We start from the raw sequence: 20,926 nt of genomic DNA, 5'->3' as shown, positions 1-20,926 counted from the left end.
TGATCATGAACACTTAGCGACCGTATTGGTCGATAAGTGTTCATGATCATCGGGGGTGGTGGGGGAGTGCGCGGTTTACCGTGAGCGTCGCACGCGGTAGCGTTTGCTTGGATGTCCTACTAGTGGGTGCAAGGACGTCAATGTCGAGGTCTAAACTTGTCGGCCTCAGACCATTCATCGTGAAGGGATCACGTCATGACCGCGACCGGGCCGGCGTTGGAGTTCTCGACAACCCTTTCGTCGAGCCCGGTAACGCCGGAGCGTCGTGCCGAGATCCTCGCCGCGCCGGGGTTCGGTACGTCGTTCACCGACCACATGATCACCGCTGCGTGGACGCCGGAGGCCGGCTGGCACGATGCTGGCCTGCGCCCCTACGGCCCACTGTCGCTCGACCCCGCGACGGCGGTCCTGCACTACGCCCAGTCCGTCTTCGAAGGGCTCAAAGCGTACAGGCACGACGACGGCTCCATCTGGGCGTTCCGCCCGGAGGCCAACGCGGCCAGGTTCCAGCGCAGCGCCGCCCGGATGGCGTTGCCCGAACTGCCGGTTGAGGCATTCGTCGATTCGATCGATCTGCTGGTGGGGACCGACTCCGAATGGGTGCCCACCGGCGGCGAGGCCAGCTTGTACTTGCGGCCGTTCATGTTTGCCTCCGAGGTCTTTCTCGGCGTGCGCCCGGCCAAACATGTCACCTACTCGCTGATCGCCTCACCTGCCGGTGCGTATTTCGCTTCCGGGGTGAAGCCGATCAGCATCTGGCTCTCGTCCGAGTACACCCGGGCGGCCCCCGGTGGCACCGGCGCGGCCAAGTGTGCCGGAAACTACGCCGCCAGCCTCATCGCCCAGCAGGAGGCCATCGCCAACGGCTGCGACCAGGTGTGTTTCCTCGATGCGCTGGAGCGTAAGTGGGTCGAGGAGCTTGGCGGGATGAACTTGTACTTCGTGTCCGCCGACGGCTCGATCACCACACCGCAGCTGACCGGAACCATCCTGGAGGGCATCACTCGCGACGCCATTCTGACCCTGGCCGGTGACCTCGACTACAAGGTCGAGGAACGCCCCGTCTCCATCGACGAGTGGCGAGACGGCGTCGCCTCCGGCGAGATCACCGAGGTCTTCGCCTGCGGCACGGCCGCGGTCATCACGCCATTGGGCCGGTTGGCGTGGACGGGCGGGGAGCTCGTCATGGGCGAGGAAACCGGCCCGGTCACCCGGGAGATCCGCGCCGCGCTGCTCGATATCCAGTACGGCCGTGCCCAGGACCGGCGCGGCTGGATGCACCGCATCGTCTGATTGTCGGCCCGCTCTCGGGGCAAGCAGGCAACAGGGAATGCCGGCGGTGCAGGGGCCGGTCAGCTGAGCAGACGTTCGAGTTCGATCTCGTGCCGCAGGGCAATGCCGTCCACTTCCAAGGGAATGGACGGTTTGAGTTCGGCCCGGGCGCGGGTCACGGCATCGCGATGTAGGGCCACCAGGTCGAAACCTCGACGCTGGTAGAAGCGCAACGCGTGGACGTTCTCATTGGTGGTGATCAGCCAGAGGCGGGCGGCGCCCGCGGCCCGAGCAGCCTCTTCGACAGCTCGCAGCAGCATTGTGCCGACGCCGTGGCCGGCCACGGTGGCGTTGAGCGTAATGATCTCCCAGCCGTCTTCATCGGGGCTGTAGGTGATCAGGCCGGCGGGCTGGGCACCGATCTCCGCGACGTACCCGGCGAGCTCGGCAGCATCGTGTAGAACGCCGTGGGTCGCGATCTGAGTCTGGTTCCACGAGTCCCCGAGGATGGTGCGGACCGTGTCGCGGTCCGACGGGCCGATCGGCCGGATGGCGACGGACTGGCTGGAGGGCGTCACAACGCCAGATTCTAGGAGAGATCAGGCTATTCGTGTGAAGAGCCCAGGGCGTAGCCGATTCCACATCTCGAGGGCGAGCCCCACGCGGCTGATCTCCGTGTCGATGATCTGTTGCTCTCGCGGAGTGGATGGCACCCATCGCGCCTTGCCGTATGTGTCGTTGATCGCGTAGAGCAGGAGGGCCTGTTCTAGGTGATGGATGAGCGTCGCATGGTCCAATTCGTCGACGCCGCGGCGGCGCACCTCGTTCAGGTACGCGTCGAGCACGAGGTCGATGTCGGCCGGCTCGGCGACGGTGAAGACGACTTTGGCGAGGTCGTGCACCGCTGGTCCGCGTGACGCCAGCGCCCAGTCGAGCAGGATGGGCTCGTCGGTCGAGATATCGAACACGACGTTGTCCAGATGTAGATCCCGGTGCAGCAGTGTCGGCGCTGCCGCAGCGAGTTCCGCATGGGCGTGCCCGGCGATTCGCGGGGCGTCATCCACCACTCGCCGGGTGGCGGTGTGCAGCCGATTCCCAAAGCGGTCGAGTACCGTGCCGATCCGCTGCGAGTACCAGGCTTCGTCGCGGCGGCTCACCTCAAGGTCGAGCAGCCAGTCGGCGCTCACGACCATCGGGTCGCGCCACCAGGTGGCGTGCAGTGCGGCAACCGATCTGGCGAGAAGCACGGCAGCGGGGGCAGTCAACCGGGTGAGGCAGTCGCCTTGGCGCACATTGTGCAGGTCTTCTAGAACCAGGACGCCACGCTGGGCGGCGTCGTCGACAGCCGCGTGGTAACACGCCGGGACCCGTGGACCTGGAGCCGCAGCGAAGGCACGGAAGACCATGACTTCACGCGACCCGGCAACGGAGTCGGTGGGCCACAGCTTGACGACGACGGAGAACGAGTCCAGACGGACCCTGTACAGCTGGCTGGCGAAGCCGTACTCAGCGCCGATGCGTTCGGGCTCGGCTACGTGAGTGGTGCTCGCCCGACCGGGAAAGACGCGGCCCAGCCAGGCGTTGGTGATGTCGGCACTGGTCGTTGGGACACGCACGTAAGACAGTGTCGCCTAGCGGGTGACAGCTTGGGGCCGCGACCATTATGTGGACGGAAGTACTGGATCCTGAGACTGGTCTGTGGCATGCTTCGTAACGATGTACTTCCAGATGATTATTATCTAGGCGCGCCGGCACTGAGCACCAACGCCAGGCGCGCAAAACCCTTCGCTTTCTGCGAGGGGTTTTTTGCGTTCCAGGCGCGTGGTGTACACCAGCCACATTTCAGGGCCGGCGCGACATGAGGACAGCTATCCATCCAGACAAGGATCGGGGAAGAGAAGTGACCAGCACCGAGGGCCAGACAAGCACCGTGGACGTCGAGGAGTTCCACGTCTACGACACAACGCTGCGGGATGGGGCACAGCAGGAAGGGCTGTCCCTGTCGGTCCAGGACAAGCTGGCGATTTCCCGGCACCTCGACGAACTCGGGGTGGGATTCATCGAAGGCGGCTGGCCCGGAGCCGTGCCCAAGGACACGGAGTTCTTCCGGCGCGCCCGTCATGAGTTGCAGCTGACCACGGCGACACTGGCCGCGTTCGGCGCGACCCGCAAGGTAGGTGGCCGCGCCGCCGACGACGAGCTGGTACGGGCCCTGGTCGACGCCGAAACACCGGTGGTGACCCTCGTCGCCAAGAGCCACGTCGGACATGTGGAGCGGGCGCTGCGCACCACCAAGGCGGAGAACCTGGAGATGATCCGCGACACCGTGTCCTTCCTGGTTGGCGAGGGACGGCGGGTCTTCGTCGATGCGGAGCACTTCTTCGACGGGTATCGCTTGGAGCCGTCGTACTCGTTCGAGGTGGTACGCGCGGCGATGGAGGCCGGTGCCGACGTCGTCGTTCTATGCGACACGAACGGCGGCATGCTTCCCGACGACGTGCACGCGGCCGTCGCCAGCGTGGCCGAAGCCACCGGAGCCCGGCTCGGTATCCACGCTCACAACGACACCGGATGCGCCGTGGCGAACTCGCTCGCAGCCATCGATGCCGGCGCCAGCCATGTCCAGGGAACCGTCAACGGAACGGGTGAGCGGACCGGAAATGCGGACATCATGACGGTGGTGGCCAATCTCGAACTGAAACGGGACCGCCAAGTGCTGCCGACCGGTGCATTGACCGAGATGACCAGGATCGCGCACGCCGTCTCGGAGCTCACGAATATCGTTCCCTATTCGCGCCAGCCTTACGTCGGCTCCAGTGCATTCGCGCACAAAGCCGGTCTGCACGCCAGCGCGATCAAGGTGGACCCCGACCTCTATCAGCACACCGACCCCGGCCAGATCGGCAACGACATGCGGATGCTCGTGTCGGACATGGCCGGCCGGGCCAGCATCGAACTCAAGGGCCGTGAGCTCGGATTCGACCTTTCCAACGACCGCGAGCTGGTCACCCGGGTCACCCAGCGGGTGAAGGAACTCGAAGCAGCCGGTTACACGTTCGAGGCGGCCGACGCGTCGTTCGAGCTGCTGCTGCGCCAGGAGGCCGAAGGCGAGCGGACCCGCTTCTTCGACGTCGAAAGCTGGCGGGTGATCACCGAGTCGAGGCCCGGCAGCGAGGCCGTCAGCGAGGCGACGGTCAAGCTGCGCGCCGGTGGCGAGCGTGCCGTCGTCACCGGTGAGGGCAACGGGCCGGTCAACGCCCTGGACCACGCGCTGCGCACCGCCATCGGCACGCTGTATCCGGAGATCGACAAGATCGAGCTGATCGACTTCCGGGTCCGTATCCTCGACGCGTCTCACGGCACCGACGCGGTGACCCGGGTGCTGGTCGAGATGACCGACGGCGCACGCTCCTGGGAGACGGTGGGCGTCGGCGCGAACGTCATCGAGGCGTCGTGGGAGGCGTTGGTCGACGGTGTGACCTACGGCCTACTGCGCCAGGACGTCGAACGCGTGTCTTGAGCCGCAGTATGCGCTGATCTTCGATACCAAGAGCGACGGGTGGACCGTTTCAACCCGGCCGTTCGTGTCGTTCTTGGTATCGAAGGGCCGGGTGAGTCGTCCTGGCGCCCTACTACGAGGAGATCGCCGACGCCGCCGGGGTCGAGGCAGCCCTGGCGCTGGGAGCTGCTGGCGTCCAGGTCGGTACCGCCTACCTGCTCTGCCCGGAGGCAACCACGTCGCCGGTTCACCGCAGCGCCCTGACCGGGCCCCAAGCGTCGCATACGGCGGTCACCAATGTGTTCAGCGGCCGCCCGGCGCGCGGAATCGTGAATCGGGCGATGCGGGAGCTGGGCGTGCTGCGGGCCGATGTTCCGGAGTTCCCACTGGCGTCACCGGCCATGGCGGCCTTGCGGGCTGCGGCGGAAGCACAGGGGAGGGGGTGCGGAACACCGCGGCGGGCCGGCCGGTTGCACTAGGCGTGCATGGTGAATACAAGGTGCCGGGTGGCAAGCTCGTCGTGGCCGACCTCGTCGTCGTCGACGGGATCATCGACAAGGCGACCATCAGTGGCGACTTCTTCCTTGAACCCGACGACGCTCTGCAGCGGATCAACGAGGCGGTCAGCGGCGTCCCCGTCGAGACGTCCGCGGCGCAGCTGACCGCCCGCATCGAGGCGGTGCTCGGCGACGCTGTTCTGCTCGGGTTCACCGCAGCCGCGGTGGCTGTGGCGGTACGCCGGGCGGTAGCCGGCGCGACGACGTGGACCGATCATGACTGGCGGTTCATCCGCGGTGAGCCTTATGAGCCGGCGCTGCAGATGGCTGTCGACGAGGTTCTGGCTGAGCAGGTGGGCTCGGGGGAGCGCCCGCCCACATTGCGGGTGTGGGAATGGGCGTCCAATGCGGTGATCATCGGCAGCTTCCAGTCGGTGCGCAACGAAGTGGACCTGGACGGCGCGCGCACACACGATGTCAACGTGGTCCGGCGGATCAGCGGCGGCGGTGCGATGTTCGTCGAGCCTGGCAACACCATCACGTATTCCCTGTACGTGCCGGAGTCGCTGGTCTCCGGGCTGTCGTTCATCGACTCGTACGCGTTTCTCGACGACTGGGTGGTTGGAGCGCTGAACGATCTCGGAATCGAGGCCACCTATCAGCCGATTAACGACATCACCTCGCCTGCCGGGAAGATCGCCGGGGCCGCCCAGAAACGTCTGGCGGGCGGCGTCGTCCTGCACCACGTCACCATGGCCTACGACATCGACGCCGCGAAGATGCTCGATGTGCTTCGGATCGGGCGGGAGAAGCTGTCGGACAAAGGGACCAAGAGTGCCAACAAGCGGGTGGACCCGCTGCGCAGCCAGACCGGGCTGGAGCGGGCCGACGTCATCGAACGGATGGTGGCGACGTTCCGTTCGCGGTACGGCTTGGCCGACGGTGAGCTCGACGAGGCGACGCTGCGAGAGGCTCGCAACCGCGTCGAGTCCAAGTTCAGCACCGATGAGTGGCTATACCGCGTCCCCTAACCCATGATCATTGGCCTTTAACCCCCGGATAGCGGGGTCAAAGGCCAATGATCATGGGGGCGTCGATGACGCCTATGAGGCGAGCGCGCAGGTCCGCGGCGCGGTCGGCGAAGGCACGCTGCGCGGCGGCGTACTGTGCCTTGCCTTCTCGGGTTTCGATCGCGATCGGTTCGTAGCCGAGGTCGGCCAGATCGTAGGGCGAGGCGCGCATGTCCAGCTCTCGGATCTCTCTGGCCAGTTCGAATGCGTCGACCACTAGCTCGCTGGGCGTCAACGGACTGAGCTTGTACGCCCATTTGTACAGATCCATGTTGGCGTGCAGGCAGCCCGGCTGCTCCAGCGCCATCTGCCGATCTCGTCGCGGCTGCACAGCGTTGCGCGGGCGGGCGTCGTCGGTGAAAAACCGGAACGCGTCGAAATGCGAGCAGCGGATCTGGTGCGACTCGACGACGTCGTCGGTGCCATCGTGCCCGAGGCGCAGCGGCCACGCTTCATGCCGGACGTCGCCGGGCCGGGTGCGGTACACCATGGCCCACTCGTGCAGTCCGAAGCAGCCGGTGAACGCCGGGCGCGATGCCGTGGCAGCGAGCAGGTCACGTACCCACGAGACAGTCGAAGCGCGCGATTCGATGAACGACGCGTCCACGGCGACACCGTGCGCCGACCGGTAGTAGCCGCGCCAGCTCGCATGCGGCGGATCCCCGCCGAGCACCACGCCTGCACCTGGATGCCAGCGGCGTAGATGCGCTGGGCGAAAACTGTAGTAGGTGAACAGGAAATCTTCGACGGGGTGTTTGCGGCCGGTGCCGCGACGAGCCAGATGCGGCCCCACCAGTGCGTCGACGCGCCGTTCATGTGATTCGGCGCGCCGCCGCCACTCTCGCTCATCCAGGTACCGCACGGTAGTCAAGGGTAAGAGACATACTCGGTGTTCTTCGCGATCGCCGCCTGCCGGACCCCTACGTTGCGTCCGGCAAAGTGAGCGCCAGAGACCTCCGCCCGCAGGACGCTAGGTCGGGCGGCTGTCAGCACTGGGACCCTTGATGCTGAGGGGGACCGCTGAGGCGATAGCCTCCGGAGCGTGCGTATAGCCAGATTCACGACGGGCGACGACCCCCGATTCGGTGCGGTCGGCGAGGACCAAGATGGCCAGACGGTACTAGCGGTTCTTGAAGGCGATCCGCTCTACAAGCCGATCCAGTTGACGGGCGAGAAGCTCGCGCTCGAAGAAGTGCGGCTGCTGGCGCCGGTGATCCCCCGGAGCAAGGTGATCGGTGTTGGGCGCAACTACGTGGAGCACGCTTCCGAGCTGGGCAACGAGGTGCCGGCTGAGCCGTTGCTCTTCCTGGTTCCGAACACGGCCGTGATCGGCCCAGACGATCCGATCGTGCTGCCGCAGATCTCGGATGACGTTCATCACGAGGCCGAGCTGGCCGTCGTCATCGGCCGGATCGCCAAGGACGTACCACCGGACCGGGTGCCGGAGGTGATCCTCGGGTACACCTGCGCCAACGACGTGACGGCGCGTGATCTTCAGCGCAAGGACAATCAGTGGGCCCGGGCGAAGGGATTCGACTCGTCGTGCCCTCTCGGGCCGTGGATCGAGACCGACATCGACACCAGTGACCTCTCAGTGCGCTGCCAGGTCAACGGCGAGCAACGACAGTTCGGGCGGACGTCGCAGATGGTGTTCGACGTCGCGGCGCTGGTGTCTTACGTGAGCGCGGCGTTCACGTTGCTGCCAGGCGATGTGATTCTGACGGGAACCCCGGCCGGCGTCGGTCCGATCGTTGCCGGGGACCACGTCGTCGTATCGATCGAGGGTATCGGCGTGCTGGGCAATCAGGTGGTTGCCGCCGAATAGAACGACGACGCGGGCATCGGAGGCGTCGGCGGACTAGGCCCGCCGCGATGGCGAAGGCAGCCGTCGTGTCTGAGCGTGCCAGGGTTGTGCCGCTCCTGGGATGGCACCGTTCGAGCGCGAACGAGGCGGCGGCTCGCCCTCGAACGCTACGCTGCTTAGTTGTGCTCGTAGTTTCTTCATCTAATCCGGTATTTGAGACTCGAAGGTGATTTCTGTGACTGACGGCAATTCGTCGGAGGCGATTGTGCTCGGCGAGCTGGCACCGAAGGATGTGCGTGTCCGGTTCTGCCCGTCCCCGACGGGAAACCCGCACGTCGGCCTGGTCCGCTCGGCGTTGTACAACTGGGCGTTCGCCCGGCATTTCGGCGGCACGTTCGTCTTCCGGATCGAGGACACGGACGCCTCCCGCGACTCCGAGGAATCCTACGAGGCACTGCTGGCGTCGCTGCGCTGGCTGGGGCTCGACTGGGATGAAGGCCCCGAGGCCGGCGGCGAGCACGGTCCGTACCGGCAGTCGGAGCGCTACGACATCTATCGGGACGTGACGGCCAAGCTCCTTGAATCCGGCAAGGCGTATCACTGCTACTGCACTACGGCCGAGCTCGAGGAACGTCGCGAAGCCGCTCGTGCGGCGGGCAAACCGAGCGGCTACGACGGGCACTGCCGGAACCTCACCGGCGAGCAGGTGGCCGCCTTCCGGGCCGAGGATCGCGAGCCCGTGGTGCGGATGCGTACACCGGATGAGACGGTGACGTTCACCGATCTGATCCGCGGTGAGATCAGCGTCGATCAGTACAACCTTTTCGACTATGTGCTGGTCCGGGCCAACGGGCACCCGCTCTACACCTTGGTGAACCCCGTGGACGACGCCCTGATGGGCATCACACACGTGCTGCGCGGCGAAGATCTGCTCTCGTCCACGCCGCGGCAGCTGGTGATGCACCAAGCGCTCCGGGACCTGGGAATCGCTTCCGGGCCGATGCCGCGATTCGCGCACTTGCCGCTGGTAACCGGCGACGGCGGCCGCAAACTGTCCAAGCGGGAACCAGAATCGTCGTTGCAGCTGTATCTCGACCGCGGCTTCCTGCCGGAAGGGCTGCTGAACTATCTGGCGTTGCTCGGTTGGTCGATCGGGGACGACGAGGAGGTCTTCTCGATGGCGGAGATGTCGGCTGCCTTCGACGTCACCCGGGTCAATCCGAACGCCGCGCGGTTCGACCTGAAGAAGGCTGAGGCGATCAACGGCATCTGGCTGCGGCGCCTGCCGTCCGACGAGCTCACTGAACGCATGGTGCCGCATTTACAGGAGGCCGGGCTGCTCGCGCATCCGCCCACGCCCGAGTCGATCGACCTGCTCCGCGCCGCGACGCCGCTGGTGCAGGAGCGCATGACGGTGCTCGACGAGGCCGTGGGCATGCTCGGGTTCCTCTTCGCCGGCGACGCGTTCCAGATCGACGAAGCCGACGCCGCCAAGGTACTGACGGCCGATGCACGGCCAGTCCTGGAGGCCGCCGTGGCGACGCTTGAGGGCTTGGAAACGTGGGCCACCGAGCCGATCCAGGAGGGGCTTCGGGCGGCCCTGGTCGACGGCCTGGGGCTCAAGCCGAAGCTGGCCTTTGGCCCGGTTCGCGTGGCCGTCACGGGCCGGCGAGTATCGCCGCCGCTGTTCGAGTCGATGGAGCTGCTAGGTCGTGAGGCGACATTGGCCCGGCTGAACGCGGCGATCCAGAAGCTGGCGTAGGCGGGGCTTGAGTGCCTTGGTGAGCCGGCGGTAGCGCTGGCGGGAGAAAAGTATCAGACCCGCTCCGTGGCCAGCAGCATGTCGACGGCGTGGTCGACCAGGCGGACCCACCGATCCCCATCGGGATCGTTGCTGACCTGCTGGGTGACCAGGCCGGTGAGCATCGCCGTCCACAGGTCCAACGCCTCGGGTGTGCTGAGCCCGGCGCGGGCGAGGAGGTCCACGGTCTGTTCCAGCGTCTTCTCGGCGAGTGCGTAGGACGCTGGCGAGGGGGTGAACCCGGGGATCACCCGCCAGAAGAGCAACTGCACCCGGGCTGGATCGGCGACACAGAAGTTCATGAACGTCCTGGCCATCTGGTGCACCGCCTCGACGGGATCGTCGCTGAGCTCGACGGAGCCGGTGGTGGCCAGCAGTTCGGTGTATCCCTGCGCGAACATCGCGTCGTAGATCTGATCCTTGCTGTCGAAGTAGACGTAGAGCGACGGCGCTCGCATCCCTACCTGGCCTGCCAGGTCACGCAGCGACCATCCGGTCAGACCTTGGGTGCGCGCCAAGCCCCACGCGGCCTCGAGGATCCGGGCGCGGTTCTGGGCGCGACGCGGAGTGTCGACGGGAGTCTCCTCGCCGCTCGCTGGCGTGCTGTCGTTCGATGCCGATGCTCTCACGCAACTCAGCCTAACTTAGTTCGGGAAAGTCTTGACGAAACGGTTCCTCACCTGTCAACCTAACATTGTTAGGCAGAGTGAGCAGGGTGCCGCCGTCGCGCCAGCTCTCGAGTCCGGATGGCACTGCGAAGGGGCGAGGCCATGATCACCACCGTGCACGTCGTGGCCGCGAACCCCCTGCGCAGCGTCGGCACCGCCGTGCGTCGAGTCCGTCGCCCCCAGGTCCCTGGCATGCGCTGGGGAACCACGGCCCTCGCGGTTCCGCTGGCAGCCGGGCTGGTGATGCCGCTGCGCCGCAACGCGCTCATCGCGTTCTGGGACGATGAGGCGGCCGCCGACGCGTTCTTCGCCGATCATCCCCTCGGGCAGCGGTTTACCGGAGGCTTCGAGGCGCGCTTGCGGCCGCTGCGTGCTTATGGCTCGTGGGCCGGATTCCCCGTGGACGTCTCCAAGCGACGGCGGGTCGAGCACGATGGCCCGGTCGCCGTCATCACCATGTCCGCATTGCGGATCTCGCAACTCGGGCGCTTCATGCGCACCAGCAAGCCGGCTGAGAAGGCCGCCCTGGACGATCCCGGCATGCTGTGGGGGACGGCCGCGGTCCGCCTGCCGTTCGCCGCGACCATCTCGCTGTGGCGCGACAGCGATGCGGTTCGGCGCTACGCCTACAGCCGCGCCCACCTCGAGCATCCCCATGCGATCAAGGAGCAGCGACGGCGCAGCTTCAGCCATGAGTCGCTGTTCGCCCGATACGCCCCGATCAGCCTGCGCGGCTCTCTCACCGGGGGCAATCCACTCGAGGCGGCCCGTCTGCCTGACATCGAGCCCGCCAGGTGAGGAGCCAGCTGTGACCACTATCGACGAGATCGTCCGGATCGAACGCCGCAACGACGCCCGCGCGCTGGCCGAGCACGCCTACACGGCGATCCTCGCACTGCTCGACGAACTCGAGCCGGCTGACTGGAATGCGCGCACCGAGTGCCCGGCGTGGACGGTGGCCGACATGGTTGGCCACATGATCGGCGCCGCGAAAGGACACGCGTCGATGCGTCAGTCGATCCGCGAGCAGGTCTGGGCGGCCCGGCACAAGAAGGACTTCGGCGGCAGCTCCCTGGACGCCATGAATGCCCGGCAGGTCGCCGCTCATGCCGACCTCACCCCTCCCGAGCGGATCGCCCAACTGCGCGAGATCGCACCCGCTGCCGTGCGGGGCCGGATGCGAACCCCCGCATTGATGCGCCGGATGCGGATCGCGATGCCCGCCGCTGGGTCGGTGGTCGCTGGGATGCCAGACCAGATCGTGCTCGGCCACCTAATGGACGTGATCCTGACCCGGGACGTCTGGCTCCACCGCATCGACATCGCCCGGGCCACCGGGCGAGAACTCGACTGGGACCCCGAGGCGGACGGCCGGATCGTGGCCGACGTAGTCGCCGAGTGGGGTGCCCGTCACGGTCAGCCGTTCAGCTTGGAGCTGACCGGGCCGATCGGGGGTCACTACCGGCACGGGGGCGGCGGCGAGCAGCTCACGATGGATGCCGTCGAGTTCTGCCGGGTGCTCTCCGGTCGCGCCCAGGGGGACGGACTATTGGTCACCAAGGTCTTCTTCTGAATGGAACCTCCGTAGCCGACGGGGGCATCGAGGACTATGCGCGACACGGTGTTGCGCTACGCCTGCCCGGGCATGAGCCGCCAGCCTGCCGACAAGGAGCGCTATTGCAGTCAAAGTTGGCCCGTGACGGCTGCGATAGCCCATGATCGACGCTGAGTGGGTGGGTGACCTACCTCGCGTCGTGCCGGTTTGGAGCCTGAGCGGCTGGGACGCTATTCTTACCGGGCGATCGGGCAGCGATCCTGTCCGATGCAATGGGGTATGGTGTAATTGGCAGCACGAGTGATTCTGGTTCACTTAGTCTAGGTTCGAGTCCTGGTACCCCAGCGCACATCTTTCGGCGTCGCCGTGTGTCTTCTCCAGCCTTCGCCGACGAGCTGGGTGTCTGCCGAACGTCACGCCTATCATCTGGGCACTCCGAGCGCACGCCCGTACGTCACGCGTCTTTGCACACGGCGTATCGTGAGCCCCAGGTTGGGAGCCAGCCTCTTCGATGGGTCCTGGCGCCAACCAGGCAGGTGTGACGCCGGAGGGCGAGGTCGTCGCTCGTGTCGAGCCTGATCCCGCCGCGGACTGGGATGAGGCGTTGACGGAGGTGTACTCGCAGCTCGTCCTGGTTGGCCCTGAGCCGGAAGCCGGCCGGCGATCAGGTCCATTGGTCTGTTGTCATGTGGCTCGCGTCGCGATGAGTAACGGCCAGCGTCCGCGATGCCGCGGACGGTGGCCGTTACTGTCTCTCACCGCGGCGTCGGCGGTTCCGCGTCGGACGATCGTTCAGCGCCGTCCGGGCTCAGCTTGCGCTCAGTTCGGGGTCCTTACGCATCACATCGATTGCCGTGACCCGCACCACCTCATCGCACGGAAGGTCGGCCGCCCGCGCGTGCTCGAGCAACGCCTCGGGGTCGGTAGCCTGGTACAGGCACAGGGTCCCCACTCTGCCGTCCGGTTCGTCGAGCACATACGAACGGATCTTGCGCACGTCGTCGCGCTTGCCGGCCTCCGTGTTCGAGCGAGCGTCGGCCGCCTCGAGTTCGCTCGGGTCCCACCCGCTGCGCCGGAAGATCATGTACAGGTTCATGTCCCTCTCCTTGGGTCGATGAAGGCGAAATCGTGCTCGCCCCTACAACCTCGACGCTAGGCCCGTGCCCGGGTATACATCATCGGCAGCGCGGGCCATCCGACCCGCGGTCCGCAATGGGCAGATCTACCCACGCCGCCGCCCGACCAGTCCGTGATCGTAGGCGAACCCGGTAGCTCCGGCGCGTGATGAGACACCGAGTTTGCCGAGGATGTTCGACAGATGGCGGTGAACGGTCCGCTCGCTCAGCACCAGCTCCGCTGCGATCTCCTTGTTGCTGCGCCCCGTAGCCACCAGACGAAGCACCTCGACTTCCCGATTCGTGAGACCGCCGGGCAGAGCCGAGCCACTACCTGTCTCGGTTGTGAACGGCACGTCCATCGGAGCCCCCAGACGGTTGAAGGCGTCGCGTGCGGCCTCCAACTCAAGGTGAGCGGCACCCTCGTCACCGAGTGCACGGTAAGCTTCAGCAAGCAAGAGCCGGGTCCGCGCGGCGTCGTACCGCGCATCGAGCTCTTGCCAGCTCAGCAGCGCCACCCGAAGGCTGGACAACGCCTGGCCGGGCTCGCCTTCGGCGAGGCTGACCAGACCACGAGCGTTGCGAGCGCTTGCGTCCAGCCCCGCACTGTCGTAGATCCGCGCGATGTTCTCGAGCTCAGCAGTAGCCGTGCGGGCTGTCTCGACGTCGCCCGCAGCGAGCGTGATCTCGACTTGCGCCGCACACAGCCGGGCTCGCTTGAGCCGGTCGGTCGCCTCAGCGGCAAGGGCAACACGGATGGAGCCGGTCGCCATGTCGATCCGGCCCTCGCTCAGCCTGAGCAGCGCGAGCCCGGGCTGTGGATCGCGGCCGAGCTGATGCGCTCGCTTGAAGGACTGCTCGGCGCCGGCCAGATCGCCACGGAGCCTACGGATCTCGCCGACTTCATAGTGGCCCTCGGCCGCGGTAGCGACGTGGACGTGCAGCATGTCCACACAGGCGCGGCTCGCCTCGTGCTCCGCTCTGTCCCAGTCGCCCTGAACCTGCAGCACCTGTGCTCGGTGGACCCGGCAGATCCCGGGAAGGATGTTGGCTTGTGGAAGATCGTCAAACCGCTGCGTCGCTGCCTGCGTCCATTCCGCCGCTCGGCGCAGGTCCATCAGCTCTTGGCAGGCATCCATGAGATGGCAGTAGATGGACCCCGCCCAGAGCGGGTCCAGCCGCTGCGAAACAGCCGCCAGCATGGCGTCATCGAGTAACGCGAGGCCGTCACGCACCTGCCCACGTTTGACCAACGCCCGGCCGCGCCCTACGACACTCAGGGCGGCAAGGTTCGGATCATCACATCGGCGCGCCAGCTCGTCCATGCGCGTCGCATGGGCCGTAGCCGTATCCAGGTCGCCTTCACCCATCGCGGCGAACATGTCGAAATAGAGGAGATAGCCGTGTTCGGCGCTATCCGGTACGTCGGCGAGGGTGCGCCGAACCCGCGTGAGCCAGCCGCTGCCCCGTGCCGACTCGCCACGCTCGAGAGCATGTAGGGCCAGGTAGAACGCCGATCTGGTCGCGGGCAGCGGCTGCCCGGCGTCCATGTACCGGCGATGCGCCTCTTCAAAGCCGTCGAGGCACTCGTCGATCTTGCCGAGCCACCACGCGGACTCCGCCAGGGCGTGGCAGTCCTGCGCGGAGAGTGGACCTTGCTCGCGTGCGGCTGTGAACGCCTCGTACGCACCGATCCAGTCGTGAGAGTGGAACGCTTCGCGGGCGGACTCGATCATGTCCATGTCCTGAAAGCACCCCTATCTGCTTGATGGGACACAGCCATCGTGTTCCCCGTGAGTCGCTGCGTTCCGGGCCTCCACACGTGAACGAATTGTGGCAGTAGCAAATCACATGAACCGCCGTGGACACTGCCCTTGCGTTGACTCGTGATGGCGATGAGACGAGTAGCACGATTCGCCCGGTCATTCATGTGTCACCCAACCCTCCCACACCGGTACGGGCCGGCGGCGCCGTCGCCGGCATCGACGCTGCTCAGCCCCGACCCGCCCTTGGCTGCGTGCCAGCACACCTGGCTGGCCTCCGGTGTCTCGTGGCAGTCGTCTAGTTACCCGTTCGTGGATCTTCTTGGATCGAAAGATATGCTAGGTCTGAGTCCGGTGCTCCAGCTCATGAGCAGGCCAGACGGTTCTGTTCGGCCAGTTTGGAGCCTGGCTCGGAGTCGGGTAAAGTTTCGGACTGCAGCGCTTACGCGCTGGCAATGTTGGCCCCGTTGTGTAGCGGCCTAGCACGCCGCCCTCTCAAGGCGGTAGCGCGGGTTCGAATCCCGTCGGGGCTACCACTGGTAGATCGCCCCTCACCTGCGGAAACGCGGTGGAGGGGCGATCTTCGTATGTGCGGCTGTCTCCGGCTAGAAACGGGCTTCTACGGCTGTCTGTGCCAAATACGTGCCAAAGTTTTCAGGGGCTTGGAGATCGGCCGAGGGCTTGATCGATCTTGGCTCGGTTGCGCTGAGCTTCGCCGTCGATGCACTTGGCGTACGTGGCGAGGAGTACGTCGACGGAGTGGCCTGCCCACTCGGCAACTTGGGTTGCCGGGACGCCGGCGTTGAGCCATGTCGACACTGCTGCGTGGCGCAGATCGTAGGGCCGGGCAGCGACGTGAGACGTTCCGGCAATCTCGCCGAAGACGGCTTCGCGGGCACGCGCCCAGGTTCGGGTGACAGTAAGGACGGGGAGGTGGTCGGCGTTGCGCTGGCCGACGAAGAGTCGCCCGTCCGCTGTCGTGCCGAACCGTTTGATGTGGCGGTGGAGCAGCGCGGTGAGTTCCGGCGGGCACGGTACGGTGCGGGTTTCGCCGATCGCGCGTTGCTTGAGTTGGCGATTGTCGCGTTTATCTCCGGAGTTGGTCCACTCGCTGCCAGCGTGAGGTCTCGCCCGTTCGAGATGGATTTCGCCCCAACCCTCAGCTGGCAGGGTCAGATTCTGCTTGGAGAGCCCGGCAGCTTCTTCCGGACGCAGGGCGGCGAAGTACAGACACGCGTAGAACGCAACAAGGTGAGGTGCCCGCATGCTCACGGCTTTAAGTAATGCTCGCACTTGGGTCGGGTTGGCGACGCGGCGGCTGTCGACGGCCTGAACGGTGCGAGCGGGTTTCCATTTGAGCGCCGGTATGGGGTTGGTAGTGAGGATCTTGCATTCGATGGCGTACTCGACGGCGTTGTGTAGGATTCGTCGCCACCGTGACACAACACTCGGTGCGCGAGCCGTGTCATCTAGGCGTGTGGCCAGGTCGTCCAGGATTCTCCGTAGGACTTGGGGGTCCTTCAGGTCTGCTGCTGGCCGGGTGTGTCGGCTGGCCCAACGCAGCGCGTGCATGGTGTGTTCGGGGATCTCGGGGCTGGCTCGGCGGCTGGTGTTGAACGCGTACCGTTTTAATGCGGAACGGAGCTGTACGCCGTCGGGTTGACCGCGGTCGGTGGTGAACATCGAACAGGTGACGGCGGTCATCGCCTCGGCGATGGTGCGTCGAGTGGTGGCTGCCGACTTCGGCCACTTGGCGTCGACGTAGTCGCAGGCGAACTCATACCAAGAAATCTCCTTGTCGGCCTGTTGCATCGACTCTGGTAGGCCGGAGTTGACATTGAATGCCTCGCCCTTGCGGGCAGCTGACACTAGCTCGGAGCGGAAGCTATCCGCTTGCGCTCGTTTTCGAAAGGACCGGTTGAATGCCCGGCCGTCTACGCCCCAGCGCACGTAATAGGTGGTGACTCGGGTGCCTTTGCGAACGGTGGTCTTCCAGACGCGGGCGTTGTAGCTGGTGAGCATCAGGCGGTGTGCTCCGTCCATGACTCGATCCAGGCGTCGAGATCAGCAGCGCGGACCCGGAGTTCGCCGTTGGGGAGCTTGATACACGGCGGGGCGGTCTTCTTGGCGCGCCACTCGTAGAAGGTTGACCGAGAGATGCCGAGTTCTTCGCAGATGTCGGCCACCGTGAGATGCCGACGGGGTTGCCGGTGAGGAGTTGATTGTATGGCCGCCATGACAGTGTCCCCACAGCCGCGACCGACGAACCATAAACCAGGAAGATGGTCAAAATTCAACTTCCGCTACCTGCTCAAAATTCAGCTGCCGTTGACACGTCCTTGCACTTGCAGCGTTTGTAGGTACTCACACCACTCCACTCCACCCACCACTCACCACACCAGGGGACTTGACCAAATGCTGGCAGAGCTCGAACCAGTGGCGAGCGGCGTACTCTCGTCCTTCCCCGCTTGGCGCGCCCGACGTGGGCGCGAGGCGAAAGCGGACGCACTGCGAGCGAAGGCAGCGGCGCTTGCTGGTCCCGCAGCACTTGCGTTCGATGCAGCTGGCGTATCGATCGATTACAAACCGCCAGGCACGTGGCAGCAACAGCCGATCAATCCCGCGCTGGTGTGGTCAACCATGTTTGGCAACACGCCGATGCTGGACCCCTCGTTGGTGAATCAAGTTGGACTCCAAGCCCTGGGCCTGCTTGAGCACAAAGGTGACGAGCAGGCGGAGCGGGAGAAGGGGTTCGTCGGCGCCATTGCATGGTTCCTCACGCTCGGGCCACGGATTCGAGCGGCTGCTGGGTTACCACCACGAAGCGCTCCCGGCCTGGTCGTAACCTCGGTTGTCGTGCTGGTCCAAGGCATCCTTATTGCGGCCGTCGGCGGAGTACTGGTCTTCCCCCTGGCGGGCTGGCTTGGCTGGTTGCCTGACTGATGGCAGTGCGCGAAGGAGCTGCCCGCCGACGGTTCACCTCCCTTGTGCAGGAGAATCCGCCCGGACAACTCGACGCACCACGGCGATATCGACCGCTACGCGCTGACGGGTCCTATCAGCCGCCGATACCGGGTCGTGATCGCCTCTTCGCCACCTTCAAGAATCTCGCAGACTTTGGCCTTCACGCCCGCTGTTTGGAGCGTGCCTTTGGCTTCGATCTCAGGAACCAGATCGCCATGCTGAAGCACGAGGATGTTCTCTGCGGCTGACGTTACGACGATGTTGGCGTTGTGGGTGGACACGATAAGTTGCCGACGGCTCTTGATGTTCTTCAGCGTCTCGACGGCTAGATGCCTGATCAGCTTATTCTCGAGGTCATCTTCCGGCTGATCGAGCACCAGCGGATCGGCTCCCATCTGGAGAATGACGGTGAGCAGTGCCGCTGTCTTTTGGCCGGGAGACCCACGGTCGACTGCGATCAGGTCGCCGCCTTCACGTGGTCGGTAGCGCACCGAGACGTGGTCCTCGGGGAACCACAGCATGATGTCGGTGACCAGGTCAAAGGTGTCAGCGTTGGCAAGTCGGTTGTAGAAGCGAGCGTCCACCCTGATGGATCGTCCGATATCGGAGTCGGAGCCCGCCTCCACCAACTCGATAAGCGCCTGCTTGAACTTCTCTACTTCTGCTGGAAACAAGGGATTCTTTGGCTGCTGTCGAAGTAGCGCTGCCGCGATGCCGTCTTTGCTGAATGCCGACTCGAAGGACTCCGGGCAGTTGAGCAGCGCGCGGAGCCCCTCGCCGAGGTTCTCGATGTCGCCTTGGTGGTGGACCTCTACCTTCGTAGGCGAATCAGGGCTTGTGCTGAGTTGCGCCGTGTAGTCGCGCCGCCGCGCATAAAGCTGCTGTCTCTTCAAAGTGATCTCGTCCATGATCCCGTCGATCACCGCCTGCTGCTGTTGGCGCCTGTCCTCAGAGCTCTCGACCTCACGAAGTTCCGCTTCGAGCTCTGCCTCTCGCTGCCGATCGGCCCGCGTCCGTTCAGCGGAAATCTTCGACGAGCCGCCCTGTTCGCCCAGCCATGTGTTGAGCTCAGCGATCCGCTCCTGCCACGCTGAAGTCGTGTTCTGGCCTTCCCACGCGTCTCTCCCAGCTGACAGAACTGCTGCAGCCTGCTCCAAGAGATCCGCAGCTGAGGCAAACGTCGCGGCCCGTGCGACGAACTCACCTACACGCAAAGGATCAGTCACAAGCTCGCGCAACGTACTGGCATCGGTGATCAGCCTCTGCTCGATGTTAAGGGCCTGCTGCTCGGCGGTCGTGGCGTCCCGGGTGCGCGCCTCAGTCACCTCAAGCTCCTGGTACTGGTCGCTCGCCCGAAGCTGAGCCAGATGCCGCAACCGTCCTTGGACCTCTTCCAGTTGTCCGCGGATCCGGTCAGCTTTCTCGGTCTCCGCAAGCAACTGCCGGAGCTTGTTGCGTTCTGCCTTGAACCGGAGCTGTAGTTCCTCGTACCCCTCGTCCCATTCGTTCCTTTGAATTGCTGGCATGTCGTCCAGGATCGTCAGGAAGCTTTGAGGCGACGTGGCAAGTTCGTAGATCTGCTTCTGACTGAAGACGCGGATCGGGGCGCGATCGACTGCTCGGCCCGATTGCTTCTCCCAGGAGTTGCCCGTCCAGAGTTCAAGGTCCGGTCGGTCCGGCTCCAGACCTGACCAGGTGACCCGAAGTAGTTGCTGGTCCTTGACGTACTCGACGACGATCTGAGTCTCGTCGTCCCACCAGCGCTCACTGGGATCGGAGTCGGGATGAAATCGTCTTAGGTCCTCCGCTACAGAACCTTCAAGCTCGTGGCTACGTCCGAGCGCTAGTCGGAGCAATTCGATGAGCGTTGACTTGCCAACGCCACGTCCTCCGATGAGGCAATTCATCCACGGGCCGAAGCGGTACTCCTCTATGACCTCGCCACGCATGACTTGGACGCGGTCGATGTGCCCATGATCGGTAGTGTTCAGGTCTTCGTAGCTACTCCGGCATCGGCGCACTGATTCGCTGGGCTCTGTCAGAGCAAGCCGTAAACCCTCCAGGTCAAGGGCCTCCGCCTTGATGAGCGTCAGGTGTGTACCCGGCGCCTTCGCCTCGTGTTCCTCTGGACAGGAGTCAGTAGTCAGATGATGTGCGTCGGACCCGAGAACGGGGATCCAGCCGAGTCGGTTGGCGGTACCGACCTCCGCGTCATCCACGACCTCCACTGCCAGCACATGGGGTAAGGTCGCGAGGGCCGTGAGCTCGCGCTGGTCCATCCCAAACACGCCACGGGCTTGATCAGCGTGAGCTGGGATGCAGAGTCCGCCTAGCGCTACAAGTTCGGCAGCCGCATCGATGACCGTCATGTTTGCAGTTTCGTCGCTTTCGCCGCGAGTGCCGGTGTAACGGCAGACGGCTAGGGCCTGGTTGACGATTTCGGCGTCACACCCTGGGTCGAAGACCCCGAGAATGTGGATCCCACCAGTCACTGTCAGCTCGACGCCCGGGAAGATCACGAAGGGCCGCATGTAAGGGTCGACTCGGAGCAGGTCTTCGAGAGCTTGTCGGGCTGGCTCGATCCCGTCATGAGAGTTGTGGTCGGTGACGACGATGCCGTCAACGCCAGCAGCGACGTAGGCCTGAATCCACTCCTTGAAGGACGGCTTAGGGTCGTCGTTCGTCCTGCCTTCCAGGCCGCCGTAGTCGAAAGACGCCGGCGAATGGGCATGGATATCGAGGCTCCACCAGCGTGCTCCAGCATGCTGCCGCGTCTGGCCAACGGATGTCTCGCACGGGGGCTCTGGATCAGTGGCTGCCGCCATGGGGTTGATTCTGGCAGGGGACGCCCTTCATTTGAAGAAGCGCTCCATGCCTGGTCTCCGAACATGGCCCCAACCCGCAGTTGCAGGTGCGGC

General features: G+C 65.2%; 17 protein-coding genes, 2 tRNA genes and 1 pseudogene. 11 read left to right on the top strand and 9 right to left on the bottom strand.

Translation table 11 applies throughout. From position 1 onward, the window contains the following. Positions 1-195 precede the first annotated feature (195 nt). Positions 196-1,293 (top strand): branched-chain amino acid aminotransferase, encoded by a 1,098-nt coding sequence (locus F7O44_RS27670; RefSeq protein WP_162453567.1) that lies wholly within the window; start codon positions 196-198, stop codon positions 1,291-1,293. Between the two features lie 59 nt (positions 1,294-1,352). Here F7O44_RS27670 and F7O44_RS30775 read toward each other — a convergent pair whose 3' ends face one another. Together F7O44_RS30775 and F7O44_RS27660 are read right to left on the bottom strand one after the other, a co-directional pair. Continuing rightward, complete coding sequence (locus F7O44_RS30775; protein WP_162453566.1) at positions 1,353-1,850, bottom strand: GNAT family N-acetyltransferase; 498 nt, start codon at positions 1,848-1,850, stop codon at positions 1,353-1,355. A 21-nt stretch (positions 1,851-1,871) separates the two neighbouring features. Next, positions 1,872-2,888 carry a phosphotransferase gene (locus F7O44_RS27660; protein WP_162453565.1) on the bottom strand — a complete coding sequence of 339 codons (1,017 nt, stop codon included), beginning with the start codon at positions 2,886-2,888 and terminating at the stop codon, positions 1,872-1,874. Between the two features lie 242 nt (positions 2,889-3,130). On the opposite strand from F7O44_RS27660, the gene cimA reads away from it, so the two are divergent. The 3 genes and pseudogenes from cimA to lplAB all read left to right on the top strand — a co-directional run bounded on the left by cimA (position 3,131) and on the right by lplAB (position 6,299). Next, positions 3,131-4,792: a citramalate synthase gene (cimA, locus tag F7O44_RS27655; protein WP_162453564.1), complete on the top strand. Its 1,662-nt coding sequence runs from the start codon at positions 3,131-3,133 to the stop codon at positions 4,790-4,792. Positions 4,793-4,914: 122 nt separating this feature from the next. Beyond that, positions 4,915-5,241: pseudogene (locus F7O44_RS32155) on the top strand (nitronate monooxygenase); the annotation flags it as partial. 11 nt (positions 5,242-5,252) lie between these two features. After that, a complete protein-coding gene (lplAB, locus tag F7O44_RS27645; protein ID WP_162453645.1) occupies positions 5,253-6,299 on the top strand; it encodes a lipoate-protein ligase LplAB in 1,047 nt (348 codons plus the stop codon). 37 nt (positions 6,300-6,336) lie between these two features. On the opposite strand, the gene F7O44_RS27640 is transcribed toward lplAB, so the two are convergent. After that, complete coding sequence (locus F7O44_RS27640; RefSeq protein WP_162453563.1) at positions 6,337-7,200, bottom strand: 3-methyladenine DNA glycosylase; 864 nt, start codon at positions 7,198-7,200, stop codon at positions 6,337-6,339. Positions 7,201-7,380: 180 nt separating this feature from the next. On the opposite strand from F7O44_RS27640, the gene F7O44_RS27635 reads away from it, so the two are divergent. After that, on the top strand, positions 7,381-8,163 hold the full coding sequence (locus F7O44_RS27635) for a fumarylacetoacetate hydrolase family protein (protein WP_162453562.1): 783 nt from the start codon (positions 7,381-7,383) through the stop codon (positions 8,161-8,163). Between the two features lie 214 nt (positions 8,164-8,377). Beyond that, positions 8,378-9,904 carry a glutamate--tRNA ligase gene (gene gltX, locus F7O44_RS27630; RefSeq protein ID WP_162453561.1) on the top strand — a complete coding sequence of 509 codons (1,527 nt, stop codon included), beginning with the start codon at positions 8,378-8,380 and terminating at the stop codon, positions 9,902-9,904. Positions 9,905-9,957: 53 nt separating this feature from the next. Here the strand turns inward: gltX and F7O44_RS27625 are convergent, their stop codons facing one another. Beyond that, positions 9,958-10,572 carry a TetR/AcrR family transcriptional regulator gene (locus tag F7O44_RS27625; RefSeq protein WP_222851768.1) on the bottom strand — a complete coding sequence of 205 codons (615 nt, stop codon included), beginning with the start codon at positions 10,570-10,572 and terminating at the stop codon, positions 9,958-9,960. A gap of 141 nt (positions 10,573-10,713) precedes the next feature. Between F7O44_RS27625 and F7O44_RS27620 the strand changes: the two genes are divergently transcribed. The 3 genes from F7O44_RS27620 (at position 10,714) to F7O44_RS27610 (ending at position 12,511) form a co-directional block, all read left to right on the top strand. Beyond that, entirely contained in the window at positions 10,714-11,409 is a 696-nt protein-coding gene (locus F7O44_RS27620) for a spheroidene monooxygenase (protein ID WP_162453560.1), read from the top strand. A 10-nt stretch (positions 11,410-11,419) separates the two neighbouring features. Further along, a complete protein-coding gene (locus tag F7O44_RS27615; RefSeq protein ID WP_162453559.1) occupies positions 11,420-12,184 on the top strand; it encodes a maleylpyruvate isomerase family mycothiol-dependent enzyme in 765 nt (254 codons plus the stop codon). A gap of 255 nt (positions 12,185-12,439) precedes the next feature. Beyond that, positions 12,440-12,511: transfer RNA gene (locus F7O44_RS27610), tRNA-Gln, on the top strand. A 463-nt stretch (positions 12,512-12,974) separates the two neighbouring features. On the opposite strand, the gene F7O44_RS27605 is transcribed toward F7O44_RS27610, so the two are convergent. Then, complete coding sequence (locus F7O44_RS27605; protein ID WP_162453558.1) at positions 12,975-13,262, bottom strand: nickel-binding protein; 288 nt, start codon at positions 13,260-13,262, stop codon at positions 12,975-12,977. 126 nt (positions 13,263-13,388) lie between these two features. Further along, positions 13,389-15,017, bottom strand: coding sequence for a helix-turn-helix transcriptional regulator (locus tag F7O44_RS31405; RefSeq protein WP_162453557.1), 1,629 nt, complete (start codon positions 15,015-15,017; stop codon positions 13,389-13,391). 487 nt (positions 15,018-15,504) lie between these two features. On the opposite strand from F7O44_RS31405, the gene F7O44_RS27595 reads away from it, so the two are divergent. Then, positions 15,505-15,580, top strand: a tRNA-Glu gene (locus F7O44_RS27595). A 118-nt stretch (positions 15,581-15,698) separates the two neighbouring features. On the opposite strand, the gene F7O44_RS27590 is transcribed toward F7O44_RS27595, so the two are convergent. Together F7O44_RS27590 and F7O44_RS27585 are read right to left on the bottom strand one after the other, a co-directional pair. Beyond that, positions 15,699-17,087: a tyrosine-type recombinase/integrase gene (locus tag F7O44_RS27590; RefSeq protein ID WP_222851767.1), complete on the bottom strand. Its 1,389-nt coding sequence runs from the start codon at positions 17,085-17,087 to the stop codon at positions 15,699-15,701. Further along, positions 17,066-17,281 carry a helix-turn-helix transcriptional regulator gene (locus F7O44_RS27585; RefSeq protein ID WP_162453556.1) on the bottom strand — a complete coding sequence of 72 codons (216 nt, stop codon included), beginning with the start codon at positions 17,279-17,281 and terminating at the stop codon, positions 17,066-17,068. The genes F7O44_RS27590 and F7O44_RS27585 overlap by 22 nt, the downstream gene beginning before the upstream one ends. Before the next feature lie 178 nt (positions 17,282-17,459). Here F7O44_RS27585 and F7O44_RS27580 point away from each other — a divergent pair, with 178 nt between their 5' ends. Continuing rightward, complete coding sequence (locus tag F7O44_RS27580) at positions 17,460-17,987, top strand: hypothetical protein (RefSeq protein WP_162453555.1); 528 nt, start codon at positions 17,460-17,462, stop codon at positions 17,985-17,987. Positions 17,988-18,082: 95 nt separating this feature from the next. On the opposite strand, the gene F7O44_RS27575 is transcribed toward F7O44_RS27580, so the two are convergent. Then, positions 18,083-20,833, bottom strand: a complete 2,751-nt coding sequence (locus F7O44_RS27575) for a TrlF family AAA-like ATPase (RefSeq protein ID WP_187361683.1) — start codon at positions 20,831-20,833, stop codon at positions 18,083-18,085. Positions 20,834-20,926: the final 93 nt, after the last annotated feature.

It is taken from the genome of Phytoactinopolyspora mesophila (assembly GCF_010122465.1).
Lineage (GTDB): Bacteria > Actinomycetota > Actinomycetes > Jiangellales > Jiangellaceae > Phytoactinopolyspora > Phytoactinopolyspora mesophila.
The sequence above is the reverse complement of the archived record's forward strand: the minus strand, read 5'-3'. Positions and strand labels throughout refer to the sequence as shown.